The 14848-nt window shown below is 71.0% G+C and carries 8 protein-coding genes and 1 pseudogene; all 9 read left to right on the top strand.

Annotated features, from left to right (window positions below; genetic code table 11):
* Positions 1-3306: pseudogene (locus tag ACWIF2_RS37010) on the top strand (Rne/Rng family ribonuclease); the annotation flags it as partial.
* Between the two features lie 227 nt (positions 3307-3533).
* On the top strand, positions 3534-3854 hold the full coding sequence (rplU, locus tag ACWIF2_RS37005) for a 50S ribosomal protein L21 (protein ID WP_382493651.1): 321 nt from the start codon (positions 3534-3536) through the stop codon (positions 3852-3854).
* A 14-nt stretch (positions 3855-3868) separates the two neighbouring features.
* The gene (gene rpmA / locus ACWIF2_RS37000; protein ID WP_031130899.1) at positions 3869-4123 is read left to right on the top strand and encodes a 50S ribosomal protein L27; all 255 of its coding nucleotides are present in this window, start codon (positions 3869-3871) and stop codon (positions 4121-4123) included.
* Between the two features lie 124 nt (positions 4124-4247).
* Positions 4248-5684 carry a GTPase ObgE gene (gene obgE, locus ACWIF2_RS36995; RefSeq protein ID WP_454365570.1) on the top strand — a complete coding sequence of 479 codons (1437 nt, stop codon included), beginning with the start codon at positions 4248-4250 and terminating at the stop codon, positions 5682-5684.
* Positions 5685-5796: 112 nt separating this feature from the next.
* The gene (locus ACWIF2_RS36990; RefSeq protein ID WP_454365568.1) at positions 5797-7323 is read left to right on the top strand and encodes an FG-GAP-like repeat-containing protein; all 1527 of its coding nucleotides are present in this window, start codon (positions 5797-5799) and stop codon (positions 7321-7323) included.
* Complete coding sequence (locus ACWIF2_RS36985) at positions 7320-8816, top strand: FG-GAP repeat protein (RefSeq protein ID WP_454365566.1); 1497 nt, start codon at positions 7320-7322, stop codon at positions 8814-8816. Before ACWIF2_RS36990 ends, ACWIF2_RS36985 begins: the two co-directional genes overlap by 4 nt.
* A 168-nt stretch (positions 8817-8984) precedes the next feature.
* A complete protein-coding gene (locus ACWIF2_RS36980; RefSeq protein ID WP_454365564.1) occupies positions 8985-10532 on the top strand; it encodes an alkaline phosphatase D family protein in 1548 nt (515 codons plus the stop codon).
* 471 nt (positions 10533-11003) lie between these two features.
* A complete protein-coding gene (locus ACWIF2_RS36975; protein WP_454365562.1) occupies positions 11004-12500 on the top strand; it encodes a D-ribitol-5-phosphate cytidylyltransferase in 1497 nt (498 codons plus the stop codon).
* 202 nt (positions 12501-12702) lie between these two features.
* On the top strand, positions 12703-14805 hold the full coding sequence (locus tag ACWIF2_RS36970; protein ID WP_454365572.1) for a hypothetical protein: 2103 nt from the start codon (positions 12703-12705) through the stop codon (positions 14803-14805).
* The last annotated feature ends 43 nt before the right edge of the window (positions 14806-14848 follow it).

The raw sequence follows: 14848 nt of genomic DNA, 5'->3' as shown, positions 1-14848 counted from the left end.
CCCGCCGCCGAGCCCGCCCGTGTCTCCGAGGCCCCCGCCTCCGAGGCCGCGCCCGCGCCCGAGGCCCCCGCCGAGGCCGCCCCTGCCGCGGAACCCGCCGAGGCCGCCTAGGATGCCGCTCCGCGGCGTCGTCGCCGGGTCGCCCGCAAGGCCGCCGGCGGTTTCGCCGAGCCCGCCCGGTCCCCGAGGTCGTCGAAGTCCTCGAAGTCCGCCGCCGCGGCCACCGACACCGCTGCCGGCGACAGCGAGTCGGCCCTGCGCCCCGCGCGTCCGGCCGTCGCCGTGTTCCAGGCGCCCGTGTTCACCGAGCCCCAGTTCCAGACGCCGGAGCGGGCCGCCGCCGCTGCCGCCGCCGAGGCGGCCGTGGCCGAGGAGCCCGAGGAGACCGAGGAGCCGGCGTCCGCCGAGGCTCCCCGCGAGGAGCAGTCCGGCGGGTCGCGCCGCCGGCGTCGCCGCCGCGGTGCCGGCGACGAGTCCGAGGCCCCGGCCGCCGAGGCCGCCGCCGCTCCGAGCGCCGACGAGGAGCCGGAGGACGCCGAGGACTCCGCCGACGGCGATGAGCAGGAGGAGTCCGAGGGGAGCGGCTCGCGCCGCCGCCGTCGCCGGGGCGGTCGCCGCCGTCGGCGTGGCGACTCCGCCGACTCCGACGAGACCACGGACGACGAGTCCGAGCAGGGCGCGGCCCAGGACGCCGAGGACACGGCCGAGGAGGACGAGGACTCCGACGAGGCCGCCGACCGTGACGAGTCGTCCGGCGGGGGCGGCTCCAGCAGCAGCCGCCGGCGCCGTCGCCGCCGTCGCCGCGCCGGTGACAGCGGCACCGAGTCCGAGACCTCCGAGGACGACCCGGAGCGCACGGTCGTCAAGGTCCGCGAGCCCCGGCCGAAGGCCGAGCCGTCCGACGAGGTGCAGTCCATCAAGGGCTCGACCCGTCTGGAGGCCAAGAAGCAGCGCCGCCGCGAAGGCCGCGAGCAGGGCCGCCGGCGCGTCCCGATCATCACCGAGGCAGAGTTCCTGGCCCGGCGCGAGGCCGTCGAGCGCGTGATGGTCGTCCGCCAGCACGGCGACCGCACGCAGATCGGCGTCCTCGAGGACAACGTGCTCGTCGAGCACTACGTCAACAAGGAGCAGTCGACCTCGTACGTCGGCAACGTGTACCTGGGCAAGGTCCAGAACGTGCTGCCGTCCATGGAGGCCGCCTTCATCGACATCGGCAAGGGCCGCAACGCGGTGCTGTACGCCGGTGAGGTCAACTTCGAGGCGCTGGGCATGGCCAACGGGCCGCGGCGCATCGAGTCCGCCCTGAAGTCCGGGCAGTCCGTGCTCGTCCAGGTGACGAAGGACCCCATCGGGCACAAGGGCGCCCGTCTGACCAGCCAGGTCTCCCTGCCGGGCCGCTACCTCGTGTACGTCCCCGAGGGCTCCATGACCGGCATCAGCCGCAAGCTGCCCGACACCGAGCGGGCCCGGCTGAAGACCATCCTCAAGAAGATCGTCCCCGAGGACGCGGGCGTCATCGTGCGCACCGCCGCCGAGGGCGCGAGCGAGGACGAGCTGCGCCGGGACGTCGAGCGGCTGCAGCAGCAGTGGGAGGACATCCAGAAGAAGGCGAAGAGCGGCAACGCGCCGACGCTGCTGTACGGCGAGCCGGACATGACGGTCCGGGTCGTGCGCGACATCTTCAACGAGGACTTCTCCAAGGTCGTCGTCAGCGGTGACGAGGCCTGGTCGACCATCCACGGGTACGTCTCGCACGTCGCCCCCGACCTGGCCGAGCGGCTGTCGAAGTGGACCTCCGAGGTCGACGTCTTCGCCACGTACCGCATCGACGAGCAGCTCGCCAAGGCCCTGGACCGCAAGGTCTGGCTGCCCAGCGGCGGCTCGCTGGTGATCGACCGGACCGAGGCGATGGTCGTGGTCGACGTCAACACCGGCAAGTTCACCGGTCAGGGCGGCAACCTCGAGGAGACCGTCACCAGGAACAACCTGGAGGCGGCCGAGGAGATCGTGCGCCAGCTGCGGCTGCGCGACCTCGGCGGCATCATCGTCATCGACTTCATCGACATGGTGCTGGAGTCCAACCGGGACCTGGTGCTGCGGCGCCTGCTGGAGTGCCTGGGCCGGGACCGTACGAAGCACCAGGTCGCCGAGGTGACCTCGCTGGGGCTCGTGCAGATGACCCGCAAGCGGGTCGGGCAGGGGCTGCTGGAGTCCTTCTCCGAGACCTGCGTCCACTGCAACGGCCGCGGTGTCATCGTGCACATGGAGCAGCCGACCGGCGCCGGTGGCGGAGGCGGCGGCAAGCGCAAGAAGCGCGCGCGTGCCGGTGCCGCCGAGCAGCCGCACGTCCACGAGGCGGCCGCCGTCGAGACCGCGGAGGAGGAGGCGGAGACCGAGGCGGAGGTCGGTGCCGAGATCGCCGAGCCGATCGCCCTGCCCGAGCCGTCCTTCGAGCCCGACGAGGAGCTGTACAGCAGCGCCGCCGAGGCCGAGGCCGCGGCCTCGCGTGGGCGTACGCGGCGCCGGGCGAGCCGGCGGGCATCCGCTCCGGCGGGTTCGCCGCGCGGTGAGACGGCCGAGCCGAAGGCCGGGAAGGGCAGGGGCAGGGCCGAGCAGGCCGAGCCCGAGGTGCCGACGGCTCAGGACGTGACCGCCGCCGAGGAGGTCGCCCGTCCGGTGCAGCCGGAGCCGGCCGCCGAGGCACAGGCCGAGCCGATGGCCGTCGAGGACCCGGTGGTCGAGGCCCCGGCCGCCGAGGAGGCCGCGCCCAAGGGCCGTGGCCGTCGGCGGGCGACGCGCAAGGTGTCGGCGCCCGCCGGTTCTCCGGCGGGGGCGGAGGCGACCGTGGTGACGGTCTCCGAGACCGCGCCCGCCGCGTCCGAGGCCGCGGAGGCGCCCGAGCAGGCCGAACAGCCCGAGCAGGCCGTCGAGGCGCCCGCCGAGAGTGCCGCCCCGGCCCGTCCGCGGCGCCGTGCCGTGCGCAAGCCCACCGCGTCCACCGCGTCCGAGGAGGCGGCCGTCGTGGTCGTGTCGTCGGCCGCGGAGGAGGCGTCTCAGGAGGCCCCGGCCGCTGAGGAGGCGGCTCCGGCCAAGAAGACGGCCCGCAAGACGGCCAAGAAGGCCACCGCGAAGAAGGCCGCCACCAAGAAGACCGCGGCGAAGAAGACCGCGGCGAAGAAGACGACGGCCAAGAAGGCGGCGACCACCAAGACCGCCGCGAAGAAGACCGCGTCGAAGAAGACCGTGGCGGCGGAGCAGACGGTGTCCTCCGCGGCCTCCGTCTCCGCCTCCACCGACGAGGGCTGACATCCCGCCCCTGTGCGACCGGCGTGACCGGTCGCACAGGCGGCGGACCGGCCTCGGTTTGACCCCCTCGGCCGGGGCCCCGTAACCTTGACCGTCGGCGTGTCGACTGACACGTCACATCCCCGTAAACCTCACCCTCCGGGCGCCGGGCGCCCAGGAGAGGCTGCTCGCTGAGTCGGGCGGCTGGCCTGCGGGGGTGCCGTTTCCCGAGCGAGAGAGAGTTCCGCGTGTACGCCATCGTGCGCAGCGGTGGTCGCCAGCACAAGGTTGCTGTCGGCGACATCGTTGAGGTTGACAAGATTTCCACCGCCAAGGTTGGCGACACGGTCGAGCTCTCGACCCTGCTCGTGGTCGACGGCGACTCCGTGACCAGCGACCCGTGGGTGCTGGCCGGCATCAAGGTCCAGGCTGAGATCGTGGACCACCACAAGGGCCAGAAGATCGACATTCTGCGCTACAAGAACAAGACCGGTTACCGCCGTCGCCAGGGCCACCGCCAGCAGTACACGGCGATCAAGGTCACTGAGATCCCCGCGGCTGCGAAGTAAGGGACTGAGGAGAAATGGCACACAAGAAGGGCGCATCGTCCACTCGGAACGGTCGCGACTCCAATGCCCAGCGGCTCGGCGTGAAGCGCTTCGGCGGTCAGGTCGTCAACGCTGGTGAGATCCTGGTCCGTCAGCGTGGCACCCACTTCCACCCGGGCTCCGGCGTCGGCCGTGGCGGCGACGACACGCTGTTCGCCCTGGCCGCCGGTTCGGTGCAGTTCGGCACCCACCGTGGCCGCAAGGTCGTGAACATCGTTCCGGTCGCCTGACCGGAAGCTTTCGCGAGGCGGACCTCACTTCCCTCACGGGAAGCGGGTCCGCCTTTCGCGTGTTGGGCAGAGAACAACCCCGTACAACCTCGTACACATACGTACGCAACTGGAGGCACACACCATGACCACCTTCGTGGACCGCGTCGAGCTGCATGTCGCCGCGGGTAACGGAGGCCACGGCTGTGCCTCCGTCCACCGTGAGAAGTTCAAGCCCCTGGGCGGGCCGGACGGCGGCAACGGCGGTCGCGGCGGCGACGTGATCCTCACCGTCGACCAGTCGATCACCACGCTTCTCGACTACCACCACTCCCCGCACCGCAAGGCCACCAACGGCAAGCCCGGCGAGGGCGGCAACCGCTCCGGCAAGGACGGGCAGGACCTGGTGCTCGCGGTGCCGGACGGCACGGTGGTGCTGGACAAGGCGGGCAACGTCCTCGCCGACCTGGTCGGGCACGGCACGTCCTTCGTCGCCGCGCAGGGCGGCCGGGGCGGGCTCGGCAACGCGGCGCTGGCCTCCGCGCGGCGCAAGGCGCCCGGCTTCGCGCTGCTCGGCGAGCCGGGGGACCTCCAGGACGTCGTCCTGGAGCTGAAGACCGTCGCCGACGTGGCGCTCGTGGGATATCCGAGTGCCGGCAAGTCGTCCCTGATCTCGGTGCTGAGCGCGGCCCGGCCGAAGATCGCCGACTACCCCTTCACCACGCTCGTGCCGAACCTCGGTGTCGTCACGGCCGGTTCGACCGTGTACACGATCGCCGACGTGCCCGGTCTGATCCCCGGGGCCAGCCAGGGCAAGGGCCTGGGCCTGGAGTTCCTGCGGCATGTGGAGCGGTGCAGCGTGCTCGTGCACGTCCTGGACACCGCCACGCTGGAGTCGGACCGCGACCCGGCCTCCGATCTCGACATCATCGAGGAGGAGCTGCGGCAGTACGGCGGGCTGGACAACCGCCCGCGGATCGTCGTCCTGAACAAGACGGACGTACCGGACGGCAAGGACCTGGCCGAAATGGTGCGGCCCGACCTGGAGGCGCGCGGGTACCGCGTGTTCGAGGTGTCGGCCGTGGCGCATCTGGGGCTGAAGGAGCTGTCCTTCGCACTCGCGGAGCTCGTGGCCAAGTCCCGGGCGGCGAAGCCGAAGGAAGAGGCCACCCGGATCGTGATCCGGCCCAAGGCCGTGGACGACACGGGCTTCACCGTGACCCGCGAGGCCGACGGCCTGTTCCGGGTGCGCGGCGAGAAGCCCGAGCGCTGGGTGCGGCAGACCGACTTCAACAACGACGAGGCGGTCGGGTACCTGGCGGACCGGCTCAACCGGCTCGGTGTCGAGGAGTCGCTGGTGAAGGCGGGTGCCCGGGGCGGCGACGGCGTCGCCATCGGACCCGAGGACAACGCGGTCGTCTTCGACTGGGAGCCGTCCCTGACGGCCGGGGCGGAGATGCTGGGCCGACGGGGTGAGGACCACCGGTTCGAGGGGGAGCGCCCGGCCGCGCAGCGCCGTAGGGACCGGCAGGCCGAGAGGGACGAGGCGCAGCAGGAGTTCGACGACTTCGAGCCCTTCTGAGTTAACAAAGCGCAAATTCGCGACCGACTTTGATGCAACCAAGTCGTTCTCCGGGGTGTCGTACAGGGCAGAGCGGATGAGGATCTTGTTCCTTGCCGCATAGCAACTGCCCATGCGATCAACGGAGTTGACGTACGTGCCCCAGTCCACGAGCAAGCGCAGGACCGGCCGAGGCATCGGAGTCGCGGCGGCCATCGCCGTCGCAGCCGCCGTCACCGCCCCCGTGGCCGCGCAGGCCGCCGGGGCGGCCGACGCCGCCCCGGCCGCCGCCTCGAAGCTCCACGACGACTTCAACGGCGACGGCTACCAGGACCTGGCGGTCGCCGCCCCGTACGGCAAGGTCGACGGGAAGGCCCGGGCCGGATACGTGGCCGTCGTGTACGGCTCGGCCAAGGGCCTCGACCTCGGCCACATGCAGGTCGTCAGCCAGAACTCCCCGGGCATACCGGGTGCGGCGGAGGCCGACGACTACTACGGCGAGGGCATCGCCGCCGGTGACCTCGACGGCGACGGCTACGCCGACCTGGTCGTCGGCGCCCCGGGCGAGGACGTCGGTGAGGTCACCTCCGCCGGCACGCTCGCCGTGCTGTGGGGCGGGAAGCAGGGCCTGTCCGGCGGCACGGCCGTCGCCACCGGCACCGAGGAGGACCGGGTCGACCCCAAGACCCCGGCGCTCGGCGACTTCGACAGCGACGGTCATCTGGACCTCGCCACCGGTAACCGCCTGCTGTCCGGGCCGTTCGACCGCACCGGCGGCGCCGCGAGCAGCCGCACCCTCGCCCTGGAGCCCAAGTACGTCACGGACGACGTGGCCGCGGGCGACGTCGACCACGACGGCATCACCGACCTGGTCGCGCTCATCCACGACGACAGCGACGACGACATGCACGACCCCGACTACAGGCACCGTCGCGCGGTCTATCTGCGCGGCACGCCGGACGGCCTGAGCAAGCCCGTCGAGCTGAAGAACCCCGACGGCACGCGCATGCGCGGCGGCGAGAGCCTCGGCGTCGGTGACGTGGACAAGGACGGGTTCGCCGACCTCGTCATCGGCCGTTCGAACGACGGCTTCGGCGAAACCGACCTGGACGACCCGCTGCTGAAGGGCGGCCAGATCGGCGTGGTGCACGGCTCGGCCGACGGCCCCGACACCTCCCGTACGACGATCATCACGCAGGACACCCCCGGTGTGCCGGGCGGTTCGGAGTGGGCCGACGGCTTCGGCGGGAGCATCTCCGTCGGCGACATCAACGCCGACGGCTACGCGGACGTCTCCACCGGCAGCTCCAGCGAGGACATCGGAGAGGTGTGGGCGGCCGGCCAGGTCACCGTCCTGCGCGGCGGCAAGTCCGGGCTGAGCGGCAACGGCGCCTTCAGCCTGAACCAGAACACCAAGAACGTCCCGGGCGAGGCGGAGCAGAACGACTTCTTCGGCGGCGACACCAAGCTGCTCGACGTCAACGGCGACGGCCGGGCCGAGCTGTTCGCGGGTGCGACCGGCGAGAACCGGGACGGGGGAGTCTGGGCGTTCCCGAACCCTGTCAACGCCCCCACCGCCACCGGCTCGGTCAGCTTCGGCGCGGGCACGCTCGGCACGGTCGCGGACGGCTCCGCCCTCGGCTCGGGCTTCGCCCGATGAGCGCGCGCTTCCGTTCCCGCCGCGGCCGGCTCGCCATCGCCACCGGCCTCGTACTCCTCACGGGCGCCCTCGCGGTCCCCGCCGCCCACGCCGCGCCCCCGAGCGCCACGCCCGGCGCCGAGCGTCCGCGTGACGACTTCAACGGTGACGGCTACGCCGATCTCGCCGTGGCCGCCCCGGCCGCGACCGTCGGCGGCAAGAAGGGCGCCGGTTACGTCGCCGTCGTCTACGGCACGGCGAACGGGCTGAACACGACGAAGCGGCAGGTGTTCAGCCAGAACACGGCCGGCGTGCCCGGCAGCGCCGAGACGGACGACGCGTTCGGCAGCACCCTCGCCACCGCCGACGTCGACCGCGACGGGTACGCGGACCTGGTCGTCGGCGCCGGCCGCGAGGACACGGCCGACGGCGGCATCGACTCCGGTCTTGCCGAGGTGCTGTGGGGCGGCCCGCAGGGCCTGTCCGGCGGTGCCGTACTGGCCACGGGGAAGGAGCACGACGGGCTCGGCGCCCAGGGGCGTCTGGCCCTCGGGGACGTCGGCGGCGACGGTGCCGTGGACCTGGTGACCGTGGAGAACCAGTTCAACCTGCGCGTGGTGAGCGGCCCGTTCACCCGGGACGGCTCCACGTCCGGCGACGAGCAGATCCTGCGGGACGAGTTCGACACCCGCGTCCTCGACCTGGCCACCGGCGACGTCAACGGCGACGGTGTCACGGACGTCGCCGCCACCCAGAACGACGGCGACGAGTGGGACGCCCGCCGGGTCGTGTACTGGCCGGGCTCCCGGCAGGGACTGAAGCCGTACATCACCGTGGAGGGCGCCGACGGCTACCGGATCCAGGGCGGCGAGAACCTCGACATCGGGGACGTCGACCAGGACGGTGTCGACGACATCGTGGTCGGCCGGGCCGTCACCGGCTACGACAGCGACCTCGACACCCCCGCCGCCAAGGGCGGCAGGGTCAGCTGGATCCCGGGCACCTCGAACGGGCCGGACGGCACCAAGGTCACGCACCTCAACCAGGACAGCCCGGGCGTGCCCGGCAGTGCCGAGGCGGGCGACGGCTTCGGGACCGATGTCCGGGTCGGCGACGTCAACGGCGACGGATATCCGGACGTGGCGACCGGGCTGCCCGGCGAGGACCTGGACGGTGTGGCCGACGCGGGCGCGGTCGTCGTGCTGCGCGGCTCCGCCAAGGGGCTCACCGGCACCGGTGCCCAGGCCGTCACGCAGAACACGCCCAACGTGCCGGGCACCGCCGAGAAGGGCGACGCGTTCGGCAAGTCCGTCCACCTCGCCGACGCGAACCACGACGGCCTGGCCGACCTGGCCGCCGGCGCGACGGGGGAGAACGGCAACGCCGGGTCCGTCTGGTACTTCCGGTCCGGCCCGACCACCGTCGTGAGCCCGAACGGCACCACGACCTTCGGCAACACGCTCCTCGGCACCACCCCCACGGACGCTCGGCTCGGTACCGTCTTCGCCGACTGATCATCCGTCAGACCCGTCCCGGCAACGGCTTGTTCCGGTGCTGGCGGCGGGTCTCCTTTTGTCTGCTTAGTTGTCATGTACGTGAACCCCGGCGTTCAGCGGGCGGGTCGCCCGCGAGCGTGAAGCTTCCCAGTGTCCAAGTGGCCAGCGAGGTAAGGGAGTCAGCCGATGACAGCAGGATCGCCCGACCGACGCCGCTTTCTGACCGCAGGTGCCGCGGTGCTCGGCGCCGCCGCCTCCGCCCAGCTGTGGCTTCCGGCCGCCGCCCGCGCGGCCGAGACGCCGCTCCCCGACGGTGTGTTCAGCCTCGGCGTCTCCTCAGGTGACCCGCTGCCTGACGGCATAGTGCTGTGGACCAGGCTCGCCCCCGAACCGCTGAACGGCGGGGGGATGCCCGACCGGGTGGTGCCGGTGGAGTGGCAGCTCGCGGAGGACCCCCGGTTCAGAAAGCTCGTCCGCCGGGGCACAGCCCAGGCCCGGCCCGAGTACGGGCACAGCGTTCACGTGGACGTACGCGGGCTGCGCGCGGACCGTACGTACTGGTACCGCTTTCGCACCAGCGGGCAGCTCTCGCCCGTCGGCCGCACCCGCACCGCGCCCCACCCCTACAGCTCCGGTGGCTCCCTGCGCATGGCCCTCGCCTCCTGCCAGAACTGGCAGCACGGCTATTTCACGCCATACGCAGACATGCTTGATCAGGACCCCGACGTCGTGGTCTTCGTCGGCGACTACATCTACGAGTCCACGCCCTCGGCGACGGCCCTGCGGCGGCACGAGGGGACCGGCGAGCCGTTCAGCCTCGTCCAGTACCGCAACCGGTACGCCCAGTACCGGACCGACCCGGACCTCGCGGCGATGCACGCGAACGCGCCCTTCGTGGTGACCTTCGACGACCACGAGGTGGACAACGACTTCGCGGGCGAGATCCCGCAGGACCCGGACAAGCAGCCGCACGACGCGTTCGTGGCCCGGCTGACCGCGGCCTACCAGGCGTTCTACGAGCACATGCCGGTCCGTGCCACCGCCGTCCCCGACGGCCCGCACATCCGGATGCACCGCCGCCTGGAGTTCGGCCGCCTGGCCCGGCTCAACGTCCTGGACACCCGGCAGTACCGCAGCGACCAGGCCACCAGCCAGGCCGGGGCCCAGGACCCGTCGCTGACCATGCTGGGCGCGCAGCAGAAGCGGTGGCTGCTGGACGGGCTCCAGAACTCGCCCGCCCGCTGGAACCTGATCGCCTCCCAGATCATGATGGCCGAGACGGACCTCAAGGTCGGCGAGGGCAAGCTCTGGTTCTACGACGCCTGGGACGGCTACCAGGCCGAACGCAACCGGTTCCTCCAGGAGTTCAAGCAGGTCCGCAACCCCGTGGTGCTCTCCGGCGACCGGCACCTGACGATGATCAGCGACCTCAAGGAGGACTACGCCGACCCGGACTCCGAAGTCGTCGGCGCCGAGTTCGTGGGCACCTCCATCTCCAGCAACGGCGACCAGGACCAGGAGGCGTTCCGCAAGGAGTGGGACCCGCGGCGCCCGGACAACCCGCACTGGAAGCTGCTCGACGCGTACCGCGGCTACCACCTCTTCGATGTCCGCCGGGACGGCATCGACGCGCAGGTGAGGGTGGTCGACACCGTGCGGCAGCCGACCTCGACACCGCGCACGCAGGCGAGGCTGCGGGTCGAGGCGGGCCGGCCGGGCGTCGAGGTGGTCTGACGGCCTTTTGACCACGGAACGGACGGGAGCCTGGGACTCATCGGAGTCCCGGGCTCTTCCGGCTCTTCCCTTGCTCCGACCGAGATCGAAAAGCTGCGGAATCTTTACCGAGAATTCCGCGGCAATGGGCGGCTGAACGAGCGGTATTCGAGACTTGTCCGGCCCGTGCTACCGGCCCGAGGCACCGGTGCGTGACGACTGACACGGCGATCGGGTTCTTCGCGGCACCGCCAAGGCGCGTACCGTGCACCGGACATCGCCGTCTCACACGGCTCCGACGTCGCTGTGCTTCTGTGGAGTTACTCACAGCGCATTTCGAGGGCGTTCACGGAGTCGTCTCACCAATCACCGGCACCCCCAGGTGAATGGCAGGTTGCGCGCACATATGTGGCGAAGGTCGCTCACCTTGCACTGCGGTAACCACAAGTGGGACCATTTCCAAGTTCCCTGTCGCCCCGAGGTAGGTCACCTGTGTCCCAGCACATAGCCAAGCCCCGTACCACCGCAGTGATCCTGGCTGGTGGTACCGGTCAGCGCGTTGGTCTGTCGATCCCCAAGCAGCTGCTGAAGATCGCCGGCAAGGCAGTCATCGAGCACACGCTGACCACCTTCGAGAACGCCGACTCGATCGACGACGTCATCGTGCTGATGGCGCAGGGCTACGTGCCCGACATCGAGAAGATCGTGGCGAAGGCCGGATTCAAGAAGGTCTCGAAGATCATCGAGGGCGGCTCCACGCGGAACGAGACCACCGAGCGCGCCATCGCCGCGCTGGGCGAGGGCCTGGCCGAGGGCGAGGACGCCAACGTCCTCTTCCACGACGCGGTGCGCCCCCTGCTGTCGCAGCGCGTCATCGACGACTGCGTCGTCGCGCTGGAGCGCTACCAGGCCGTCGACGTGGCCATCCCCTCCGCCGACACCATCATCGTCACGCGCACGCACGGCGAGGACGGCGAGTTCATCACCGAGATCCCGGACCGCTCCCGGCTGCGCCGCGGCCAGACCCCGCAGGCCTTCAAGCTGTCCACGATCAAGCGGGCCTACGAGGTCGCCTCGAACGACCCCAACTTCCAGGCCACCGACGACTGCTCCGTCGTGCTCAAGTACCTGCCGGACGTGCCGATCCACGTCGTCGCGGGTGACGAGTACAACATGAAGGTCACGCAGCCCGTCGACGTCTTCATCGCCGACAAGCTCTTCCAGCTCGCCTCGACCGCCGCGCCCGAGCAGGTCTCCGAGGAGGCCTACCGCGAGCTCCTCACCGGCAAGACGATGGTCGTCTTCGGCGGCTCCTACGGCATCGGCAAGGACATCGGCGAGCTCGCCGAGTCCTACGGCGCCAAGGTCTACGCGCTCGGCCGCTCCACCACCGGTACCCACGTGGAGAACCCGGAGGAGGTCGACGACGCCCTGTCCAAGGCGTACGCCGAGACCGGCCGCATCGACTACGTGGTCAACACCGCCGGCGTGCTGCGCATAGGCAAGCTCGCCGAGACCGACAACGCCACCATCGAGGAGGCGCTGAAGGTCAACTACCTGGCCCCGGTGCAGATCGCCCGTTCGTCGTACAAGTACCTGTCCGAGACCAACGGCCAGCTGCTGCTGTACACCTCCAGCAGCTACACCCGCGGTCGCGCCGAGTACAGCCTGTACTCCTCGACCAAGGCCGCCATGGTGAACCTCACCCAGGCCCTGTCCGACGAGTGGGCCGGCGACGGAGTCCGCGTCAACTGCATCAACCCCGAGCGCACCGCCACCCCCATGCGCACCAAGGCTTTCGGCCAGGAGCCCTCGGGTTCCCTGCTGTCCTCCGAGGCCGTGGCCCGCACCTCGCTCGACGTGCTGCTGTCCGAGTTGACCGGCCATGTCATCGACGTCCGCCAGCAGGACCCGACGGCCGGCGCAGCCCGGGCGTCCGGCTTCGAGCAGGCCCTCGCCACGGTTCTGGACCGGCAGGACGGCGTGTAATAATTGGCGCCAAATAGCCTCCGGTAATTCAGGCCTCTGCGCTCTCCTGTTAACGAAGTTCGTCGACAGGGGTGTTCGCAGGGGCCTGAATCCATACCGTCCCGCGAATATTCACAGACCAGCCGCATTTCCGAACCAGACCGGCACACCCCTCCCAAGAGCAGGTTTCTCCGTGATATCCACCGCTATTCGCGTCGCCCGGGTGGGCAGTGCGGCCCAGCTGGCCGCGGCGGTCCTCATGATGGCGGGCTACCCCGCCCTCATGCTGGCCGCGCTCGTCCCGAGCGTCCCCGCCTTCGCGGCAGCGGCCGCCGTGACGTACCTGGCGGACCACTATCTGCACCGCAAGGGCAGCTATCTGATCAACCGCCTCAGCAAGGTGCGGGCCGGGCTGTCGATCCGCTTCCTGATCCGGCAGCTGCTCCTCGTCCTGCTGCTGGCCCGGCTGTCCCTCGCGGACAACCTGATCTACTACGGGGCGATCGCCTGCTTCATCGCCTTCTACGGTCTGCAGGCCCCGCACGGCGCGCTGGTCCAGCTCATCCGCAACCGCCGCCGCATGCCGGTCGCCACCCGCAACGTCGACCTGAAGTCCCGCATCCGCATCCCGGACGCCCCGCCGCGCAAGCTGCTGCACCGCTCCGCCGAGAAGATGCTCCACCTCGACCTCTTCGCGGTCGCCGGCATCCTGCTCGCCTCGCAGGTGAAGTCCGCCCTGGTCGGCTTCATCGGCATCGGCATCACGGTGGCCCTCGGCACGCTGTACGTGCTGGCGCTGGTGCCGTACGTGCGCGGCCGGAAGATCCCGCCGAACGCGGAGCGGGTCCTGGCCGCCGTCGACGACTGGCTGGGCGAGTACAAGCCGGAGACGGTCCTGTACTTCTCGGGTTCGAAGGACTCCGCCTACCAGGTCAACATGTGGCTGGACACCATGGAGAACCTGGACTCCAAGCCGCTGATCATCCTGCGTGAGCGGGCCATCCTGAACAACATGGCGCCCACCACGGTCCCCGTCATCTGCGTGCCCGGAGGGGTGCACCTGATGAACCTGGACCTGTCCACGGTGCGCGTCGCGCTCTACGCGGCCAACGTCGGCAAGAACATCCACATGCTGCGCGTGCCCACCATCAAGCACGTCTTCATCGGCCACGGCGACAGCGACAAGCTCGCCAGCGTCAACCCGTACAGCAAGGTCTACGACGAGGTGTGGACGGCCGGCCGCGCGGGCCGCGACCGCTACGCCATCGCCGACGTCGGTGTCCGCGACGACGACATCGTCGAGGTCGGCCGCCCGCAGCTCGCCCCGATCCAGACCTGGCAGGGCGTGCCCGACGGCCGGATCCCGACCGTGCTCTACGCCCCCACCTGGGAGGGCTGGGACGGCAACCCGGGCAACACCTCGGTCGTACTGGCCGGCGAGAACATCGTGAAGCGGCTCGTGCAGGCCGACCCGCCGGTCCGCGTCCTGTACAAGCCGCACCCGTTCACGGGCAACGTCAGCAAGGAGGCCGGCGCCGCCCATCAGCGCATCACCGCCCTGGTGCGCAAGGCCGCCGCCGAGCGCGCCATCGACACGCGCTTCGTCGCCGACACGGCCGTCCAGGCCGAGGCCAAGGCCGAGCTGGCCCGTATCGAGGCCCGGCTCGCGCAGCTGTCCGGCTCCGGCGGCGAGCGGCGCGACGAGGCCGAGGCCACCCGCGACGGGCTCGTCGACGTCGCCCGGCACGAGGAGGTCGCCCGGCTGCGCGCCGAGTGGAACGACGCCTACTGGCGTTCCTTCCCCGCCTGGGAGCACCGCGTCATCACCGGCGCCGACCCGCGGCTGTACGACTGCTTCAACGTCTCCGACGCGATGGTCTCCGACATCTCCAGCGTGGTCTCCGACTTCATCGCGAGCGGCAAGCCCTACGCGGTCACGGACTCCGCCGAGGTGGGCGTCGAGGAGTTCAAGCGGAACAACACGGCGGTGCGCGCCGCGGTGATCCTGTCCAACAGCGCGGCCGAACTGGGCGAGCTGCTCGGCGCCGTCCGCGACCCGGCCGCCGATCCGCTGGCCGAGGACCGCAAGGAGCTCAAGCAGTACCTGCTGGGCCCGGACGAGCCGACCTCCCTCGAACGGTTCAACACCGCCGTCGCGGACCTCGCGCTCAAGGCCGAGACGCGCAACGTCGGCCAGGAGTCACGGGTGGCGGCCGCCCTGGCGGAGGCCGAGGTCGACGCCGAGGCCGACGCCGAGCTGGCGAACGCCGTGCCCGGGCAGCGGACGTCCGCTGCCGGTGACACGGACGGTGTCGGCGCGGGCTGACCCGCCCCGCCAGGCCAAGGGCTCGGCCCCGAGGAGCGTTCTC

This window comes from Streptomyces sp. NPDC055506 (assembly GCF_053643595.1).
The sequence above is the reverse complement of the archived record's forward strand: the minus strand, read 5'-3'. Positions and strand labels throughout refer to the sequence as shown.